Raw genomic sequence first — 14,178 nt, forward strand, 5'->3', positions numbered from 1 at the left:
TCAGGACGCGGCCTTCGCCGCGACGGGGGCCGCGGCACCGCCGCCCCGGGATCTGGCCTCGCGGACGATGGCGATCACCCGCGGGGTGAGGACCGACACCACCAGCAGCAGCCCGGTCACGATCGACTGAATCTCGTTGGCGACGTCGTTGAGCATCAGCAGGTTGCGCATCATGCCGATCAGCAGGACCCCGGCGAGCACGCCGCCCAGGGTGCCCTTGCCGCCGTCGAAGTCCACGCCGCCCAGCAGCACCGCCGCGATGACGGTCAGCTCCAGGCCCAGGCCGTTGTCGGCGCGGGCGCTGCCGTAGCGCAGCGTGTAGACGAGCCCGGCGAACGAGGCGACCAGCCCGGACAGCACGAACAGGATCAGCTTCAGGCGCTTGACGCGGATCCCGGCGAAGTACGCGGCCTCCTCCTGCGCGCCGATGGCGAACAGCGAGCGGCCCACGCCGGTGGCGTGGAGAACGACGGCGGTCGCCAGCGCCAGCACGGCGAACAGCGCGATCGGGTACGGGATCGGGGTGCCCGGCACGTTCTTGACCGCCAGGTCGGCGTACTGCTGCGGGAACTGCGAGACGGCCTCGGTGCCCAGCACCACGTACGCCAGCCCGCGGTAGAGCGTCATCGTGCCGATGGTGACGGCCAGCGACGGCAACCCGAGCCGGGTCACCAGCACGCCATTGACCAGCCCGCACACCACGCCGACCAGCAGCACCAGCGGGATGATCGTCTCGATGGGCATGCCGCCGTCCCACAGCTTGCCGACCAGCGCGCTGGACAGGCCGAGCACGGAGGCGACCGACAGGTCCACCTGCCCGCACACCACCAGCAGCGTCATCGGCAGCGCGATCAGCGCGATCTCGCTGAGGTCGCCGAGGGCGAAGGAGATGTTGTCGGAGTTGCCGAAGTCGGGCGACAGCCCGGCGCCGCCGAAGAACACCACGATGAGCAGCGCGGCGACGACCACGTCCCAGCGCACCAGGCGGCCGGGTTCGAACCCGCCCCGCTTGCGGACGGCCGTGTCAGCCATGGCGGCGGCTCCTCTTCTTCAGTGCCTGGGTGACGCGCAGGGCCAGCACCCGGTCCACGCTGATCGCCAGCAGGAGCAGCAGGCCGGTGATGGCGTCCTGCCAGAAGGAGTTGATCTTGAGGACCACCAGGGCGCTGCCGATGGTGGTGATGAGCAGGGCGCCGAGCGCGGCTCCGTAGACCGTGCCGACCCCGCCGGTGATCGCCACGCCGCCGACCACGACGGCGCTGACGACCTGCAGCTCCCAGCCGTTGGCGTTGTCGGCGACGACGGTGCCGAAGCGGGCCAGCCACAGCACCCCGGCCAGCCCGGCCAGGACTCCGCTGACCAGGTAGGCGGTGAAGATCCGGCGGCGCATCGGCACGCCGGCCAGGCGCGCGGCCTCCGGGTTGGAGCCGATGGCATAGAACTCGCGGCCCGAGGAGTAGGAGCGCAGGTAGTACCCGACCGCCAGCATGATCACGATGGTGATCAGCGGCAGGTACGGCACGCCCAGCAGGCTGCCGTTGCCGAGGTCGAGGATGCTCTCCGGCACGTTGGCGGCGTTGATCTGGTCGCCGTGCGCGATGTAGTAGTCGATGCCCTGGATCACGTACAGCATCCCGAGCGTGACCACCAGGGCGGGCACCCGCAGGAAGCTGATCAGCAGGCCGTTGACGATCCCGCACAGCGCGCCGATCCCGATGCCGACGGCCAGGGCCGGCAGCAGCCCGCGGTCGGTGCCGGAGACGAAGTCGCCGACGACGAACGCCACCAGGCCGACCACCGAGCCGACCGACAGGTCGATGTTGCGGGTGACGACCACGAGCGTCTGCCCGACGGCCAGCAGCGCCAGGATCGAGGCGTTGAGGAAGATGTCCTTGATGCCCTGCTCGGACAGGAAGCGCGGGTTGGCGATCGTGGTGCCGAGCACCAGCACCACCAGCGCCGCGGCGATGCTCAGCTCGCGGGCGCGCAGCACCAGGTCGACCAGCCGCCCGTTGCGCCTGCCGTTCTCCGCCGCCGACGGCGCCCCCGGCGACGTGGTGAGAGTGGCGCTCACGCCGCCTCCCCCAGGGTGCCGGCGCGGCCGGTGGCGGCGGCCATGACCGTCTCCTCGGTGGCCTCGGCGCGCGGGATCTCGGCGGTGAGCCGTCCCTCGTGCATGACCAGGACGCGGTCGGCCATGCCGAGCACCTCCGGCAGGTCGGACGAGATCATCAGGATGGCCAGGTTCTGCGCGGCCAGCTCCGACAGCAGCCGGTGCACCTCGGCCTTGGTGCCGACGTCGATGCCGCGGGTGGGCTCGTCGACGATCAGCACGGCCGGGTCGGTGGCCAGCCACTTGGCCAGCACGACCTTCTGCTGGTTGCCGCCCGACAGCACGCCCACCACGTCGCTCAGCCGGGCGTACTTCAGCTGCAGGCGCAGCGCCCAGTCGGCGGCGCGGTCGCGCTCCACCTTCCGGGAGATCAGCGGGCCGCGGCCGGTGGCGCGGCGCAGCGAGCGCAGCTGGGTCAGGCCCATGTTGCGCTCGATCGACATGTCCATGACCAGGCCCTGCTGGCGGCGGTCCTCGGGGACCAGCGCGATCCCGGCGGCCATGGCCGCGGTGGGGCTGGCCGGGGGCAGCGCCGTGCCGTTCACCTCGACCGCGCCGGCGTCCCAGCGGTCCACGCCGAAGATCGCGCGGGCGACCTCGCTGCGGCCCGCGCCGACCAGCCCGGCCAGCGCGACGATCTCGCCGCGGCGCACCTCGAACGACACGTCGGTGAACACGCCCTCGCGGGTCAGCCGGGACACCTTCAGCGCCACCTCGCCCGGCGTCACGTCCTGCTTGGGGTACAGCGCCTCGACCTCGCGGCCGACCATGCGCTGGACCAGGTCGTCGGGGGTGAGGTCGGCGACGGCCTCGGTGCCGATGTAGGTGCCGTCGCGCAGGGTGGTGACCCGCTGGCAGATCTCGAAGATCTCCTCCAGCCGGTGCGAGATGAACAGCACCGCGCAGCCCTGGTCGCGCAGCGTCCGGGTGACGGTGAACAGCCGGGCGACCTCCTGGCCGGTCAGCGCGGCGGTCGGCTCGTCCATGATCAGCACCCGGGCCTCGCGGGAGATGGCCTTGGCGATCTCGACGACCTGCTGGTCGGCGATGGACAGGCCGCGCGCGGGCTGCTGCGGGTCCAGGGCCACGCCGAGCCGCTCGAACAGCTTGGCGGTCTCGGCGTGCATGGCGCGGCGGTCGATGCGGCCGAGGGCGGTGCGGGGCTGGCGGCCCATGAAGATGTTCTCGGCGACCGACAGGTCGGGGAACAGCGTGGGCTCCTGGTAGATGACCGCGACGCCGGCGGCCTGCGCGTCGGCGGGGCCGTGGAAGGTCACCGGACGGCCCTCGACCCGCACCTCCCCGGTGTCGGGGCGGTGCACGCCTGCGAACGTTTTTACGACGGTCGACTTGCCGGCTCCGTTCTCGCCCGCCAGCGCGTGCACCTCGCCCGCGTGGAGCTCGATGGTCACGCCCTGCAGGGCTCGCACGGCGCCGAACGACTTGCTCACGTTGACCAGCGCCAGTGTCGGCGGAGCCGACCGAGCGGGTGCGCTCACGGCCGCCCTCCTCGGATGGGGGTTCGATGTCTCGTAGATGAAAAACGTTTTAAGGTGATGTTGCGGAGGACGGTAGATGTGACTCAACCCACTCGTCAAGAGGCCACTTACCCCGAAACCGCTGGAGCTCCGGTGGGACAAGGGCTGAAAGGTTCTTGCGACGGATGTGGCGCATGGGGCGGTCGACCGCACCGCGGGCCGCAAGATCGCCACTGCGGGGTTGACACGTTTTAACGGCATGTCCCAAAGTGAGCGGGCACACACCACAGACGGAAACCGACCCGGGGGCGGCAGATGAGCACAGACGGCACCGGCGAGGTACCCGCGCCGCGCCGGTCCGCGAGCAGGCGTCCGGCCACGCGCAACGGCGCCGGGGGCCCGGCGACCGTGGGCATCAAGCAGGTGGCGCGGCACGCGGGGGTGTCTCCCGGCACCGTCTCCAACGTGCTCAACCGTCCCGAACGGGTGGCCCCCGCCACCCGCGCCCGGGTCGAGCAGGTCATCCGCGAGCTGGGGTTCGTCCGGCACGGTTCGGCGTCGACGCTGCGCGCCGGGCACAGCCGCACGGTCGGGCTGATGGTGCTCGACCTGTCGAACCCGTTCTTCACCGAGGTCGCCCGCGGCGTCGAGGACGCGGCCAGCGAGCACGGCTACGCGGTGCTGCTGTCGTCGTCCGCCGAGTCCGACGAGCGCGAGCAGCGCAACCTGCGGGTGTTCGCCGAGCAGCGGGTCCGCGGCGTGCTGGTCACGCCCGTGGACGACGGGCGGCAGGCCGACCGGCTGCGCGAGCGCGACATCCCGGTCGTCCTGCTGGACCACCCCACGCCCCGCGCCAACCAGTGCTCGGTGGCGGTGGACGACGTGGCGGGCGGCGAGCTGGCGGTCGGCCGGCTGCTGGAGGACGGCGCCCGCTCGCTGGGGTTCGTCACCGGCCCGTCCGCGCTGCGGCAGTGCGCCGACCGCCGCAAGGGCGCGCTGCGGGCGCTGCGCGCGGCCGGGCTGCCGCGCGAGACGATGCGGGAGCTGACCGTCCCGGCGATGAACGCGCGCGCCGGCCAGGAGGCGGCGCGGCGGCTGCTGGCCGAAGGCTCCCTGCCCGACGCCATCTTCTGCGCCAACGACCTGCTCGCCCTGGGGGTGATGCGGGTACTGCTGCAGTCGGGGGTGAAGGTGCCCACCGACGTGGCGCTCATCGGCTACGACGACATCGAGTTCTCCGCGGCGGCCGCGGTGCCGCTCAGCTCGGTCCGCCAGCCCACCTACCAGCTGGGCCGGATCGCCACCGAACTGCTGCTGGAGGAGTGCGACGACCCCGAGGGGCACGCCCACCAGCAGGTGATGTTCCAGCCGGAGCTGGTGGTGCGCGAGTCCAGCCGCCGCGTCGGCGCGGAGGGCTCCGGCATCGCGGAGATCTCCGTCGGCGCGGGCGGCTCCGAGGAGGAGCGATGAAGGTCGCGCTGTTCATCACGTGCCTGAACGACACGATGTACCCCGGCACGGGCAAGGCGGTCGTGCGGCTGCTGACCCGGCTCGGGCACGAGGTCGAGTTCCCGCAGGCGCAGACGTGCTGCGGGCAGATGCACTTCAACACCGGCTACCGCAGGCAGGCCCTGCCGATGGTGCGCGGTTTCGCCGAGGCGTTCGCCGGATACGACGCGATCGTGACCCCGTCGGCGTCGTGCGGCGCGATGGTCCGCGACTGGCACCCCAAGCTGGCGGCCGACTCCGGCGACCGCGCCCTGGCCGCGCGCGTGGAGGCGCTGACGCCCAGGGTGTACGAGCTGTCGGAGTTCCTGGTCGACGTGCTCGGCGTGACCGACGTGGGCGCCTACTTCCCGTACCGCGTCACCTACCACCCCACCTGCCACTCGCTGCGCATGCTGCACGTGGGCGACCGGCCGCTGCGGCTGCTGCGCGCCGTGCGCGGCATCGACCTGGTGGAACTGCCCGAGGCGACCGAGTGCTGCGGCTTCGGCGGCACGTTCGCACTCAAGAACTCCGAGGTGTCGGCCGCCATGTGCGCCGACAAGGTGACCAACGTGCGCCGCACCGGCGCCGAGGCGCTGTGCTCGGCCGACAACTCCTGCCTGATGCACATCGGCGGGGCGCTGTCGCGTACCCGGTCCGGCGTGCGCACGGTGCACCTGGCCGAGATCCTCGCCTCCACAGAGGAGGACCGAACATGAGCACCGGCACGAGCGGCACCGCCGGCCGCATGCCGACGTACCTGGGGATGCCGGCGTTCCCGGACGCGGCGCGGCGCGCGGTGGGCGACACCCGGCTGCGCCGCAACCTGGCGCACGCCACGTCCACGATCCGCGGGCGCCGCGCGGCGGCCGTCGCCGAGCTGGACGACTGGGCCGCCCTACGCGAGGCGGGCAAGCAGATCAAGGACCACGTCCTGGCGAACCTCGGCCACTACCTGCGCCTGCTGGAGGAGAAGGTCACCGAGGCCGGGGGCACGGTGCACTGGGCGCGCGACGCCGCCGAGGCCAACCGGATCGTGACCGACCTGGTCCGGGCGACCGGCGAGACCGAGGTGGTCAAGGTCAAGTCGATGGCCACCCAGGAGATCGGGCTGAACGAGGCGCTGGCCGAGGCGGGCATCGCCGCCTACGAGACCGACCTGGCCGAGCTGATCGTGCAGCTCGGCGACGACCGCCCGTCGCACATCCTGGTCCCGGCCATCCACCGCAACCGCGCCGACATCCGCGACATCTTCCGCCGCACGATGCCGGACGCGCCGGCCGGGATGTCCGACTCGCCCGCCGAGCTGGCCGAGGCGGCGCGCCGGCACCTGCGCGCCAAGTTCCTGTCGGCGAAGGTGGCGGTGTCCGGGGTCAACTTCGCCGTCGCCGACACCGGCACCCTGGTGGTGCTGGAGTCGGAGGGCAACGGGCGGATGTGCCTGACGCTGCCCGAGACGCTGATCTCGGTGATGGGCATCGAGAAGATCGTGCCGAGCTGGCGCGACCTGGAGGTGTTCCTGCAGCTGCTCCCCCGCTCCTCGACGGCGGAGCGGATGAACCCCTACACCTCCACGTGGACCGGCAGCACCCCCGGCGACGGGCCGTCGGACTTCCATCTCGTCCTGCTGGACAACGGCCGCACCGCGACGCTGGCCGACGAGGTCGGGCGGCAGGCGCTGCGCTGCATCCGCTGCTCGGCCTGCCTGAACGTCTGCCCCGTCTACTCGCGCGCCGGCGGGCACGCCTACGGCTCGCCCTACCCGGGGCCGATCGGCGCGATCCTGTCGCCGCAGATCCGCGGCATCGGCTCGGACGTGGACGCCTCGCTGCCCTACGCGTCGACGCTGTGCGGGGCGTGCTTCGAGGCGTGCCCGGTGGCGATCGACATCCCCGAGGTGCTGGTGCACCTGCGCGCCCGCGCGGTGGAGAAGGGGCACAAGCATCCGCTGGAACGCGCGGTGATGGACGTCGCGGGGTGGACGCTGCGTTCGCCCGCCCGGCTGGCCCTGGCGCAGCGCGCCGCGTCCGCCGGCCGCCACGTGGTGGGCCGGCGCGGCCGCATCCGGCGCCTGCCCGGGCCGCTGAGCGCCTGGACCGACACCCGGGACGCGCCGGCGCCGCCCAGGGAGTCGTTCCGCGCCTGGTGGAACCGCACCGGAGGGAAGGGCGAATGAGCGGGCGGGCAGGCGCGAACGCGCGCGAGGAGATCCTCGGCCGGATCGAGCGGGTGACGGGCAGGCGCTCCGCCGCCGACGCGGCCGAGTCCTACGGCAGGATCGACCGCGGTTACCTGCGGCGTCACCACGGTGAGAAGATCCTGGAACTGTTCGCCGAACGGGTCGCCGACTACCGCGCCGCGGTGCGGCTGGTGTCCGCCGGCGAGCTGCCCGGCGCGGTGGCCGAGTCGCTGGCCGCGCGCGGTGGCGGGGCGTTCGCGGTGCCGTCGGGGCTGCCGGACGAGTGGCTGGCGCGGGTCCCGCCGGAGCGGATCTCGCGTGAGCCGTCCGTGGCCGAACTGGACGAGCTGGCGGGCGCGGTCACCGGCTGCGCCGCCGCGATCGCCGAGACCGGCACCATCGTGCTGGACCACGGGCCCGGCCAGGGGCCGCGCGCGCTGTCCCTGGTGCCCGACTACCACCTGATCGTGGTCACCGCCGACCAGGTCGCGGCCGACGTGCCCGAGGCGCTGGAGCGGCTCGACCCGTCCCGTCCCCTCACCTTCGTGTCCGGCCCCTCGGCGACCAGCGACATCGAACTGTCGCGCGTCGAGGGCGTGCACGGCCCCCGCACCCTGGAGGTACTGCTCGTCCCATGAACGCTTCATCCGCGGTGTTCGCCGCCGTCGACTTTGGGGCGTCCAGCGGGCGGGTGATGGCCGCGCGCGTCGGACCGGGAACCCTGGAGCTCGAGGAGCTGCGGCGTTTCCCCAACCGTCCCGTGCGGGTCGCGGGCACGTTGCACTGGGACATCCTGGGCCTGTACGGCAACGTGCTCGACGGGCTGCGTGCGGCGCCCGCCGGCCTGGTGTCGGTGGGCATCGACTCGTGGGCCGTCGACTACGGGCTGCTGGACGAGCGCGGCGCGCTGCTCGGCAACCCCGTGCACTACCGCGACGCGCGCACCGACGGCGTCATGGAACGGGTGCGCGCCGAACTCGGCGACGACCACCTGTACCAGGTGTCGGGGCTGCAGTTCCTGCCGTTCAACACCGTCTACCAGCTCGCGGCCGAGTCCGCAGACGTCCTCAAGCGCGCGCGGACGCTGCTGCTGATCCCTGACCTGGTGGGGTACTGGCTGACCGGGCGGGTCGGCGCCGAACGCACCAACGCGTCCACGACGGGGCTGCTCGACGTACGCGGGGGCGTGTGGTCGCGAGCCCTGCTGGACCGCCTGGGACTGCCCGCGGAACTGCTGCCCGACCTGCGCGAGCCTGGCGATGTGGTGGGGACGCTGCGCCCGGACGTGGCGGAGGAGACCGGCCTGCGCACGGACCTGCCGGTGACGGCCGTGGCGTCCCACGACACCGCCTCGGCCGTGGCCGCCGTACCCGCCTCCGGTGACCGTTTCGGCTACATCTCCTGCGGCACCTGGTCCCTGGTCGGTGTGGAGCTGCCCGCGCCCGTGCTGACGGAGGCCAGCCGCAAGGCCAACTTCACCAACGAGGGCGGGGTGGACGGCACCGTCCGCTACCTGCGCAACGTGATGGGGCTGTGGCTGGTGCAGGAGTGCCTGCGCGCCTGGGACTCCCCCGACCTTCCCTCGCTGCTGGCGGAGGCGGCACGGGTTCCGGCGTTGCGTTCGCTGATCGACCCGGACGACCCCGAGTTCCTGCCGCCGGGCGGCATGCCCGCGCGCATCGCCGCGCACTGCCGCCGCCGGGGCATGCCCGAGCCGAGCACCCGCGCCGAGATCGTGCGCTGCGTGCTCGACAGCCTGGCGCTGGCGCACCGCGCGGCCATCCGGCAGGCGGCGGAGCTGTCCGGCCGTGAGGTGGAGGTGGTGCACCTGGTCGGCGGCGGTTCCCGCAACGAGCTGTTGTGCCAGCTGACCGCGGACGCGTGCGGGCTGCCCGTCGTCGCCGGGCCGGTGGAGGCCACCGCGCTGGGCAACGTCCTGGTGCAGGCGCGCGCGCACGGGGTCGTGGGCGACCTGGCGGAGATGCGCGCGCTCGTCGCCGAGACGCAGTCCCTGCGCCGGTACGAGCCGCGCGGCGACGAGTCCACCTGGTCGGACGCGGCCGCCCGCATCGGCCTGGCCTGAGCCGTCCTCGCCCTGCTGGGGGGCAGCCCCTGACAGCCGCCAATATCGGTGTTTACCACGATGTGAGGGGCACCTGCGAACGAAGATCATCAAAGTGATCTCCGGTGCGGGTCCGGCCGGAGTGGCGCGGCGGCCGCCTCACCCCGCCGCGCGTCGGTGACCGCCGTCTCGAGGGATCACCTCTCCGGAGATCCCGTGCAGGAGTCTCGATGCCCGCTCCCCCCGGTCTGCGCCTGCCTCCGCCGCTGCAGGTCGCCTGGCTCGTCGCCGACCCCATGCGGTTCTTCGCCGCCGGGCGCCGCCACGGGCCCGTCTTCCAGATCCGGCTCCCCGGCATGCCGCCGGAGGTGTGCGTGGCGACCGCCGACCTGGCCGAGCAGGTGCTGGCCGCCGACGGCGCGGGGGGCCGCGCGGGGGCGGTGCGGCGCGGGTTCCTCGGCCCGCTGGTCGGCGAGGCGTCGCTGCTGACGCTGGACGAGGACCCGTGGTGGCGGCACCGGCGGCTGCTCAGCCCGCCGCTGCACGGGCGGGCGGTGGCGCGCTGGGCCGAGCGGGTGGCCGAGATCGCCGCCGCCGACGTCGACCGCTGGCCGCTCGGCGAGCCGTTCGCACTGCGCACCCGGATGGAGCGGATCACCCTCGAAGTGATCATGCGGGTGGTGTTCGGCATCCGCGACGCCGGACGGCTGCGCCGCCTGCGCGTCCTGCTGCCGCGGCTGGTGGCGCTCGGCGGGAACGCCGCCGTGGTGCGCCTGCCGCCCGGGCCGCGCGAGTGGCTGCTGACCTCGCCGCTGCCCCAGCGCGCCGGGTTCCTGCCCACCACCCGGTTCGCGCGGGTCCGCGCCCAGGTCGACGCGATCCTCTACGACGAGATGGCCCGGCGCCGCCGCGACCCCGACCCGGACGCGGGCGACGTGCTGTCGCAGCTGCTCGCGGCGCGGGACGAGGCGGGCGAGCCGCTGACCGACCGGGAGGTGCGCGACGAGCTGATCACCCTGCTGGTCGCCGGGCACGAGACCACGGCCACCGCCCTGGCCTGGACGTTCGAGCGCCTGGTGCGCACCCCCCGGGTGCTGGAACGGCTGCGCGACGAGATGGCGGCGGGCGACGGCCACGCCTACCTGGACGCGGTGATCAAGGAGTCGCTGCGGGTCCGCCCGGTGGTGCTGGCCACGCCCCGGGCGCTGGCCGAGCCGATGACGGTCGGCGGCCACCAGGTGCCCGCCGGGTGGTGCGTGGCGGCGATCATCCCGCTGGTGCACTCCGATCCGGAGGTGTTCCCCGAGCCCGGGGAGTTCCGGCCCGAGCGGTTCCTCGGCCCGGACGCGGCGAAGGCCAACCGGGCATGGCTGCCGTTCGGCGGCGGCCGCCGCTACTGCGCGGGCGCCCAGCTGGCGCTGCTGCAGATGCGGGTGATCGTCACCGAGGTGCTGCGCCGGGTGGAGCTGCGTCCCGCCGACCCCGCGCCCGAGCGCGTCCGCCTCAAGGCGGTCACGCTGGTTCCGGCCAGATCGACGCGCGTCGTCGCCACCCCGGCGGGGTCCCGCAGCGGCTCGGCCGTGACCTAGGTGGGCGAGGAGGCCGGCGAGTAGAAGGGTGACGGGTAGGCAACGCCTAACTGAAGACTGTTGACATCCCCCTGGTTAAGACGGTTGATAGCAGAGGGCAACCGCCGGGGACGCGACCGCAGCGGTCCGGACGGCGGTGGGCCGGAGCGCTTGACCGGCCACGCCGTCGGCCGAATCGGTAAAGTGTCCCCTGCGACTGCCCGAAGATCGAGGCAAGACAGCAGCTGAACGTCTTCATCGCGGCGTATCGACCGCCTTGTCACTACTGGTGGGGTGTGGACATGGAGGGTCGTACGGACCAGCATCCCGACGTCCTTCCGGCGGCCCTGCCGCTGGTCGGACGCCAGGGCGTGCTGCGTGCCCTGGAAGAGGCGCTGGACGCCACGGCCGAGGGCGCGTTCCGGTTCGTCGCCCTCGTCGGCGAGCCGGGAGCGGGCAAGACCCGCCTGCTGAGCGAGCTGTCGGGGGCCGCCGCGGCGCGCAAGCTGCCCACCCGCGCGGGCCGCGCCGCCGAGTTCGAACAGGAGATGCCGTTCGGCGCCGTCGTCGACGCCCTCGACGACCACCTGGAGGAGCATCTGCCGGACCTCGGGCCGGGCGCGACCCGGCTGCTGTCGGCGGTGTTCCCGGCCCTGGCCGCCGCGCCCGCCGCGCCCGCGACCACCGGCCCGGCCGCCGAGACCGCCGACGGGCGGCGGGTCGCCCGCTACCAGCTGTACCGGACCGTGCGGCGGCTGCTGGAGGAGCTGGCCGCCGCGTCCGGCCTGGTGCTGATACTGGACGACCTGCACTGGGCCGACGAGGCCACCATCGAGCTGCTGGACCACCTGGTGCGGCACCCGCCGCGCGCCAGGGTGACGCTCGCCGTGGCGTACCGGCCCGCGCAGGCGTCGCCGCGGCTGGCCGCGCTGGTCGAGGACGCGGTGCAGAACGCGCGCGCCCTGCGGGTCCCGGTCGACCCGCTCACCGAGGAGCAGGTCGCGCAGCTGCTCGGCCTGCGGGAGCCCGACGCGCGCTGCCGCGAGCTGTACCGTGCCAGCGGCGGCAACCCCTTCTACCTGGAGGCGCTGGCGCGCAGCCCGCAGCGGCCCGTCACCGGCCCGGGCGACGGCGACCTGCCGCCCGCGGTGCAGGCCGCCCTGGTGCTGGAGCTGAGCGGCCTGTCGCGGACCGCGCTGCTGGTGGCGCAGGGCGCGGCGGTCGCCGCCGACGAGTTCGACCCGGCGCTGGCCGCGGTGGCCGCCGAGGTGTCCGAGGACGCCACGTTGTCGGCGCTGGACGAGCTGGTCGCCCGTGACATCGTGCGGCCGATGGCCGAGCGGTTCCGCTTCCGCCACCCGCTGGTGCGGCACGCCGCCTACGGGTCGGCCGCGGCCGGGTGGCGGCTGGCCGCGCACGGCCGTATCGCCGCCTACCTGGCGAGGATCGGCGCGCCCGCCGCGATGCGCGCCCGGCACGTGGAACGGTCGGGGCGGGTCGGCGACCCGGCGGCGATCGCCACGCTGGTGGAGGCGGCCCGCACGTTCACCGCGCAGGCCCCGGTCACCGCGGCGCACTGGCTGCGGGCCGCGCTGCGGCTGATGCCGGAGAACATGCCCGAGCCTCCCGAGCCGACCGAGGGCCGCGAGCCGCTGCCGTCCCGGCTGGGCCTGCTGATGGAGCTGGCGCAGGTGGAGTCGCTCGGCGGGCGGCTGACCGAGGGGCGCGAGACGGCCCGCACGCTGCTGCGGCTGCTGCCGCCCGACGACTACGACCGCCGCGTCACGGCGGCGCGGCTGTGCGCGCTGATGGAACGGCTGCTGGGCCGTCCGCACGAGGCGCGGGCGCTGCTGCTGGACGAGCTGCGCCGCATCCCCGACCCGGCGTCGCCGACCGGCGTGCCGCTGCGGCTGCGGCTGGTGGCCGAGAGCCTGTTCCGCGGCGACTTCCGCGCGGCCCACGCCGTTCTGGAGAACATGCCCGAGAACGGCGGGGACGGCTGGCCGTCCGCCGTGCGGATGGCGGTCACGGCGCTGCGGCCGATGTCGTCGTTCCTGTCGGGCGACCTGGCCGGCGCCGTCCGGCACGCCGAGACCGCCGACCGGCTGGTGGCCGAGGCGACCGACGACGAGCTGGCCGAATGGCTGGACGCGGTGGCCTGGCTGTGCTGGGCCGAGCACATGATGGGCCGCTACGCCGCGTCCCGGCGGCACTTCGAGCGCGCGGTGTCGGTCGCCCGCGCCACCGGCCAGACCTACATCCTGGCCACCCTGCTGACCGGGCAGGCCCGCGCCTCCACCATGGAGGGCCGGCTCACCGAGGCCATGATGATCGCCGAAGAGGCCGCCGAGACGGCCCGGCTCCTGGGCGCGGCGCCCCAGCTGGCGGGGGCGCTGACCCAGCAGTCCCTGACCGTCGGCCTGGCCGGTGACGCCAAGGAGGCGCTGCGGCTGGCCGACGAGGCGATGCGCGCCGGCGCCGACGGCGGCGAGTGGTACGGCGCGCAGGCCCAGTACGCGCGGGCGCGGGCGCTGCTCGGCCTGTCGCGGGTCGACGAGGGCGTCGAGGCCATGATGGAGGCCTGCAACGGCTTCGGCGAGGTGATCCTGCTCGACCCCGACGCCCGCCTGGCCTGCTGCGAGATCATGGCCGAGGTCGCCGCGCAGCAGGGCCGCGACGAGGACGCCGCGCTGTGGGCCGGGCGCGCCGAGCAGGTCGCCAACCCGCAGCTGGACAGCGACCGCGCGCGGGCCATGCTGGCGCGCTCGTACGCCGGCATGGCCGCCGACCCGAAGACGGCCGCGCGCCTGGCCCGTGAGGCCGCCGCGCTGTTCGAGGCGTGCTACGCCCGGGTGGACGCGGGGCGGGCGCGGCTGGCCGCCGGGGTCGCCGCGGCCAGGGCCAAGGACCGCGCCGCGGCCCGGGACGACCTGCGCGCCGCCGCCGATGTCTTCGCCGCGTGCGGCGCCCGCCTGCTGCACTCCAGGACCACGTTCGAGCAGCGGCGCGTCGGCATCCGCACGCCCGGCCCGGCCGGGCGGGGCGCGTCGGGACGCCGGGGCGGCGACGAGCAGTTCGGCCTGTCCCAGCGGGAGTTCGAGGTCGCCATGCTCGTCTCCGACGGCCTGACCAACCAGCAGATCGCCGAGCGCCTGTTCATCAGCGTCCGCACCGTCGAGACGCACCTGTCGCACATCTTCTCCAAGCTCGACATCACCTCGCGGGTGAACCTGGTGAAGGCGCTGGCCCGGCTGCAGGCCGACACGCAGGAGGAGTAGCGCGTCCTCGCG

At 74.0% G+C, this 14,178-nt stretch carries 10 protein-coding genes; 7 read left to right on the top strand and 3 right to left on the bottom strand.

All coding sequences use genetic code 11. The annotated features are described in order from the left end of the window. Genes ABZ801_RS05190 through ABZ801_RS05200 form a run of 3 tightly spaced genes read right to left on the bottom strand, consistent with a single transcriptional unit; the run spans position 1 to position 3,564 of the window. The gene (locus ABZ801_RS05190; protein WP_360693098.1) at positions 1–1,032 is read right to left on the bottom strand and encodes an ABC transporter permease; all 1,032 of its coding nucleotides are present in this window, start codon (positions 1,030–1,032) and stop codon (positions 1–3) included. Then, positions 1,025–2,074 (bottom strand): ABC transporter permease, encoded by a 1,050-nt coding sequence (locus tag ABZ801_RS05195; protein ID WP_360693101.1) that lies wholly within the window; start codon positions 2,072–2,074, stop codon positions 1,025–1,027. Before ABZ801_RS05195 ends, ABZ801_RS05190 begins: the two co-directional genes overlap by 8 nt. Next, positions 2,071–3,564: a sugar ABC transporter ATP-binding protein gene (locus ABZ801_RS05200; RefSeq protein WP_344952121.1), complete on the bottom strand. Its 1,494-nt coding sequence runs from the start codon at positions 3,562–3,564 to the stop codon at positions 2,071–2,073. The genes ABZ801_RS05195 and ABZ801_RS05200 overlap by 4 nt, the downstream gene beginning before the upstream one ends. Positions 3,565–3,906: 342 nt before the next feature. On the opposite strand from ABZ801_RS05200, the gene ABZ801_RS05205 reads away from it, so the two are divergent. The 7 genes from ABZ801_RS05205 to ABZ801_RS05235 all read left to right on the top strand — a co-directional run bounded on the left by ABZ801_RS05205 (position 3,907) and on the right by ABZ801_RS05235 (position 14,166). Continuing rightward, positions 3,907–5,061 (top strand): substrate-binding domain-containing protein, encoded by a 1,155-nt coding sequence (locus ABZ801_RS05205; protein ID WP_360693104.1) that lies wholly within the window; start codon positions 3,907–3,909, stop codon positions 5,059–5,061. Next, positions 5,058–5,798 (top strand): (Fe-S)-binding protein, encoded by a 741-nt coding sequence (locus tag ABZ801_RS05210; protein ID WP_360693107.1) that lies wholly within the window; start codon positions 5,058–5,060, stop codon positions 5,796–5,798. The genes ABZ801_RS05205 and ABZ801_RS05210 overlap by 4 nt, the downstream gene beginning before the upstream one ends. Positions 5,799–5,845: 47 nt before the next feature. Continuing rightward, positions 5,846–7,255: a LutB/LldF family L-lactate oxidation iron-sulfur protein gene (locus tag ABZ801_RS05215; RefSeq protein ID WP_344952124.1), complete on the top strand. Its 1,410-nt coding sequence runs from the start codon at positions 5,846–5,848 to the stop codon at positions 7,253–7,255. After that, positions 7,252–7,896, top strand: a complete 645-nt coding sequence (locus ABZ801_RS05220; protein WP_360693110.1) for a lactate utilization protein C — start codon at positions 7,252–7,254, stop codon at positions 7,894–7,896. Before ABZ801_RS05215 ends, ABZ801_RS05220 begins: the two co-directional genes overlap by 4 nt. After that, the gene (locus ABZ801_RS05225; protein ID WP_360693113.1) at positions 7,893–9,341 is read left to right on the top strand and encodes a rhamnulokinase family protein; all 1,449 of its coding nucleotides are present in this window, start codon (positions 7,893–7,895) and stop codon (positions 9,339–9,341) included. Before ABZ801_RS05220 ends, ABZ801_RS05225 begins: the two co-directional genes overlap by 4 nt. Before the next feature lie 209 nt (positions 9,342–9,550). After that, positions 9,551–10,909 (top strand): cytochrome P450, encoded by a 1,359-nt coding sequence (locus ABZ801_RS05230; RefSeq protein ID WP_360693116.1) that lies wholly within the window; start codon positions 9,551–9,553, stop codon positions 10,907–10,909. Positions 10,910–11,190: 281 nt separating this feature from the next. Then, positions 11,191–14,166 carry an AAA family ATPase gene (locus tag ABZ801_RS05235; RefSeq protein WP_360693119.1) on the top strand — a complete coding sequence of 992 codons (2,976 nt, stop codon included), beginning with the start codon at positions 11,191–11,193 and terminating at the stop codon, positions 14,164–14,166. The last annotated feature ends 12 nt before the right edge of the window (positions 14,167–14,178 follow it).

Origin of the sequence: Actinomadura sp. NPDC047616 (genome assembly GCF_040642915.1) — a bacterium.
GTDB classification, from domain to species: domain Bacteria; phylum Actinomycetota; class Actinomycetes; order Streptosporangiales; family Streptosporangiaceae; genus Spirillospora; species Spirillospora miaoliensis.

What these genes read in the sequence shown, in the direction of transcription:
- ABZ801_RS05210 (WP_360693107.1), top strand. Translation starts at nt 5,058, where the DNA reads ATGAAGGTCGCGCTGTTCATCACGTGCCTGAACGACACGATGTACCCC.
- ABZ801_RS05235 (WP_360693119.1), top strand. Translation starts at nt 11,191, where the DNA reads ATGGAGGGTCGTACGGACCAGCATCCCGACGTCCTTCCGGCGGCCCTG.
- ABZ801_RS05220 (WP_360693110.1), top strand. Translation starts at nt 7,252, where the DNA reads ATGAGCGGGCGGGCAGGCGCGAACGCGCGCGAGGAGATCCTCGGCCGG.
- ABZ801_RS05215 (WP_344952124.1), top strand. Translation starts at nt 5,846, where the DNA reads ATGCCGGCGTTCCCGGACGCGGCGCGGCGCGCGGTGGGCGACACCCGG.
- ABZ801_RS05230 (WP_360693116.1), top strand. Translation starts at nt 9,551, where the DNA reads ATGCCCGCTCCCCCCGGTCTGCGCCTGCCTCCGCCGCTGCAGGTCGCC.
- ABZ801_RS05190 (WP_360693098.1), bottom strand. Translation starts at nt 1,032, where the DNA reads ATGGCTGACACGGCCGTCCGCAAGCGGGGCGGGTTCGAACCCGGCCGC.
- ABZ801_RS05205 (WP_360693104.1), top strand. Translation starts at nt 3,907, where the DNA reads ATGAGCACAGACGGCACCGGCGAGGTACCCGCGCCGCGCCGGTCCGCG.
- ABZ801_RS05225 (WP_360693113.1), top strand. Translation starts at nt 7,893, where the DNA reads ATGAACGCTTCATCCGCGGTGTTCGCCGCCGTCGACTTTGGGGCGTCC.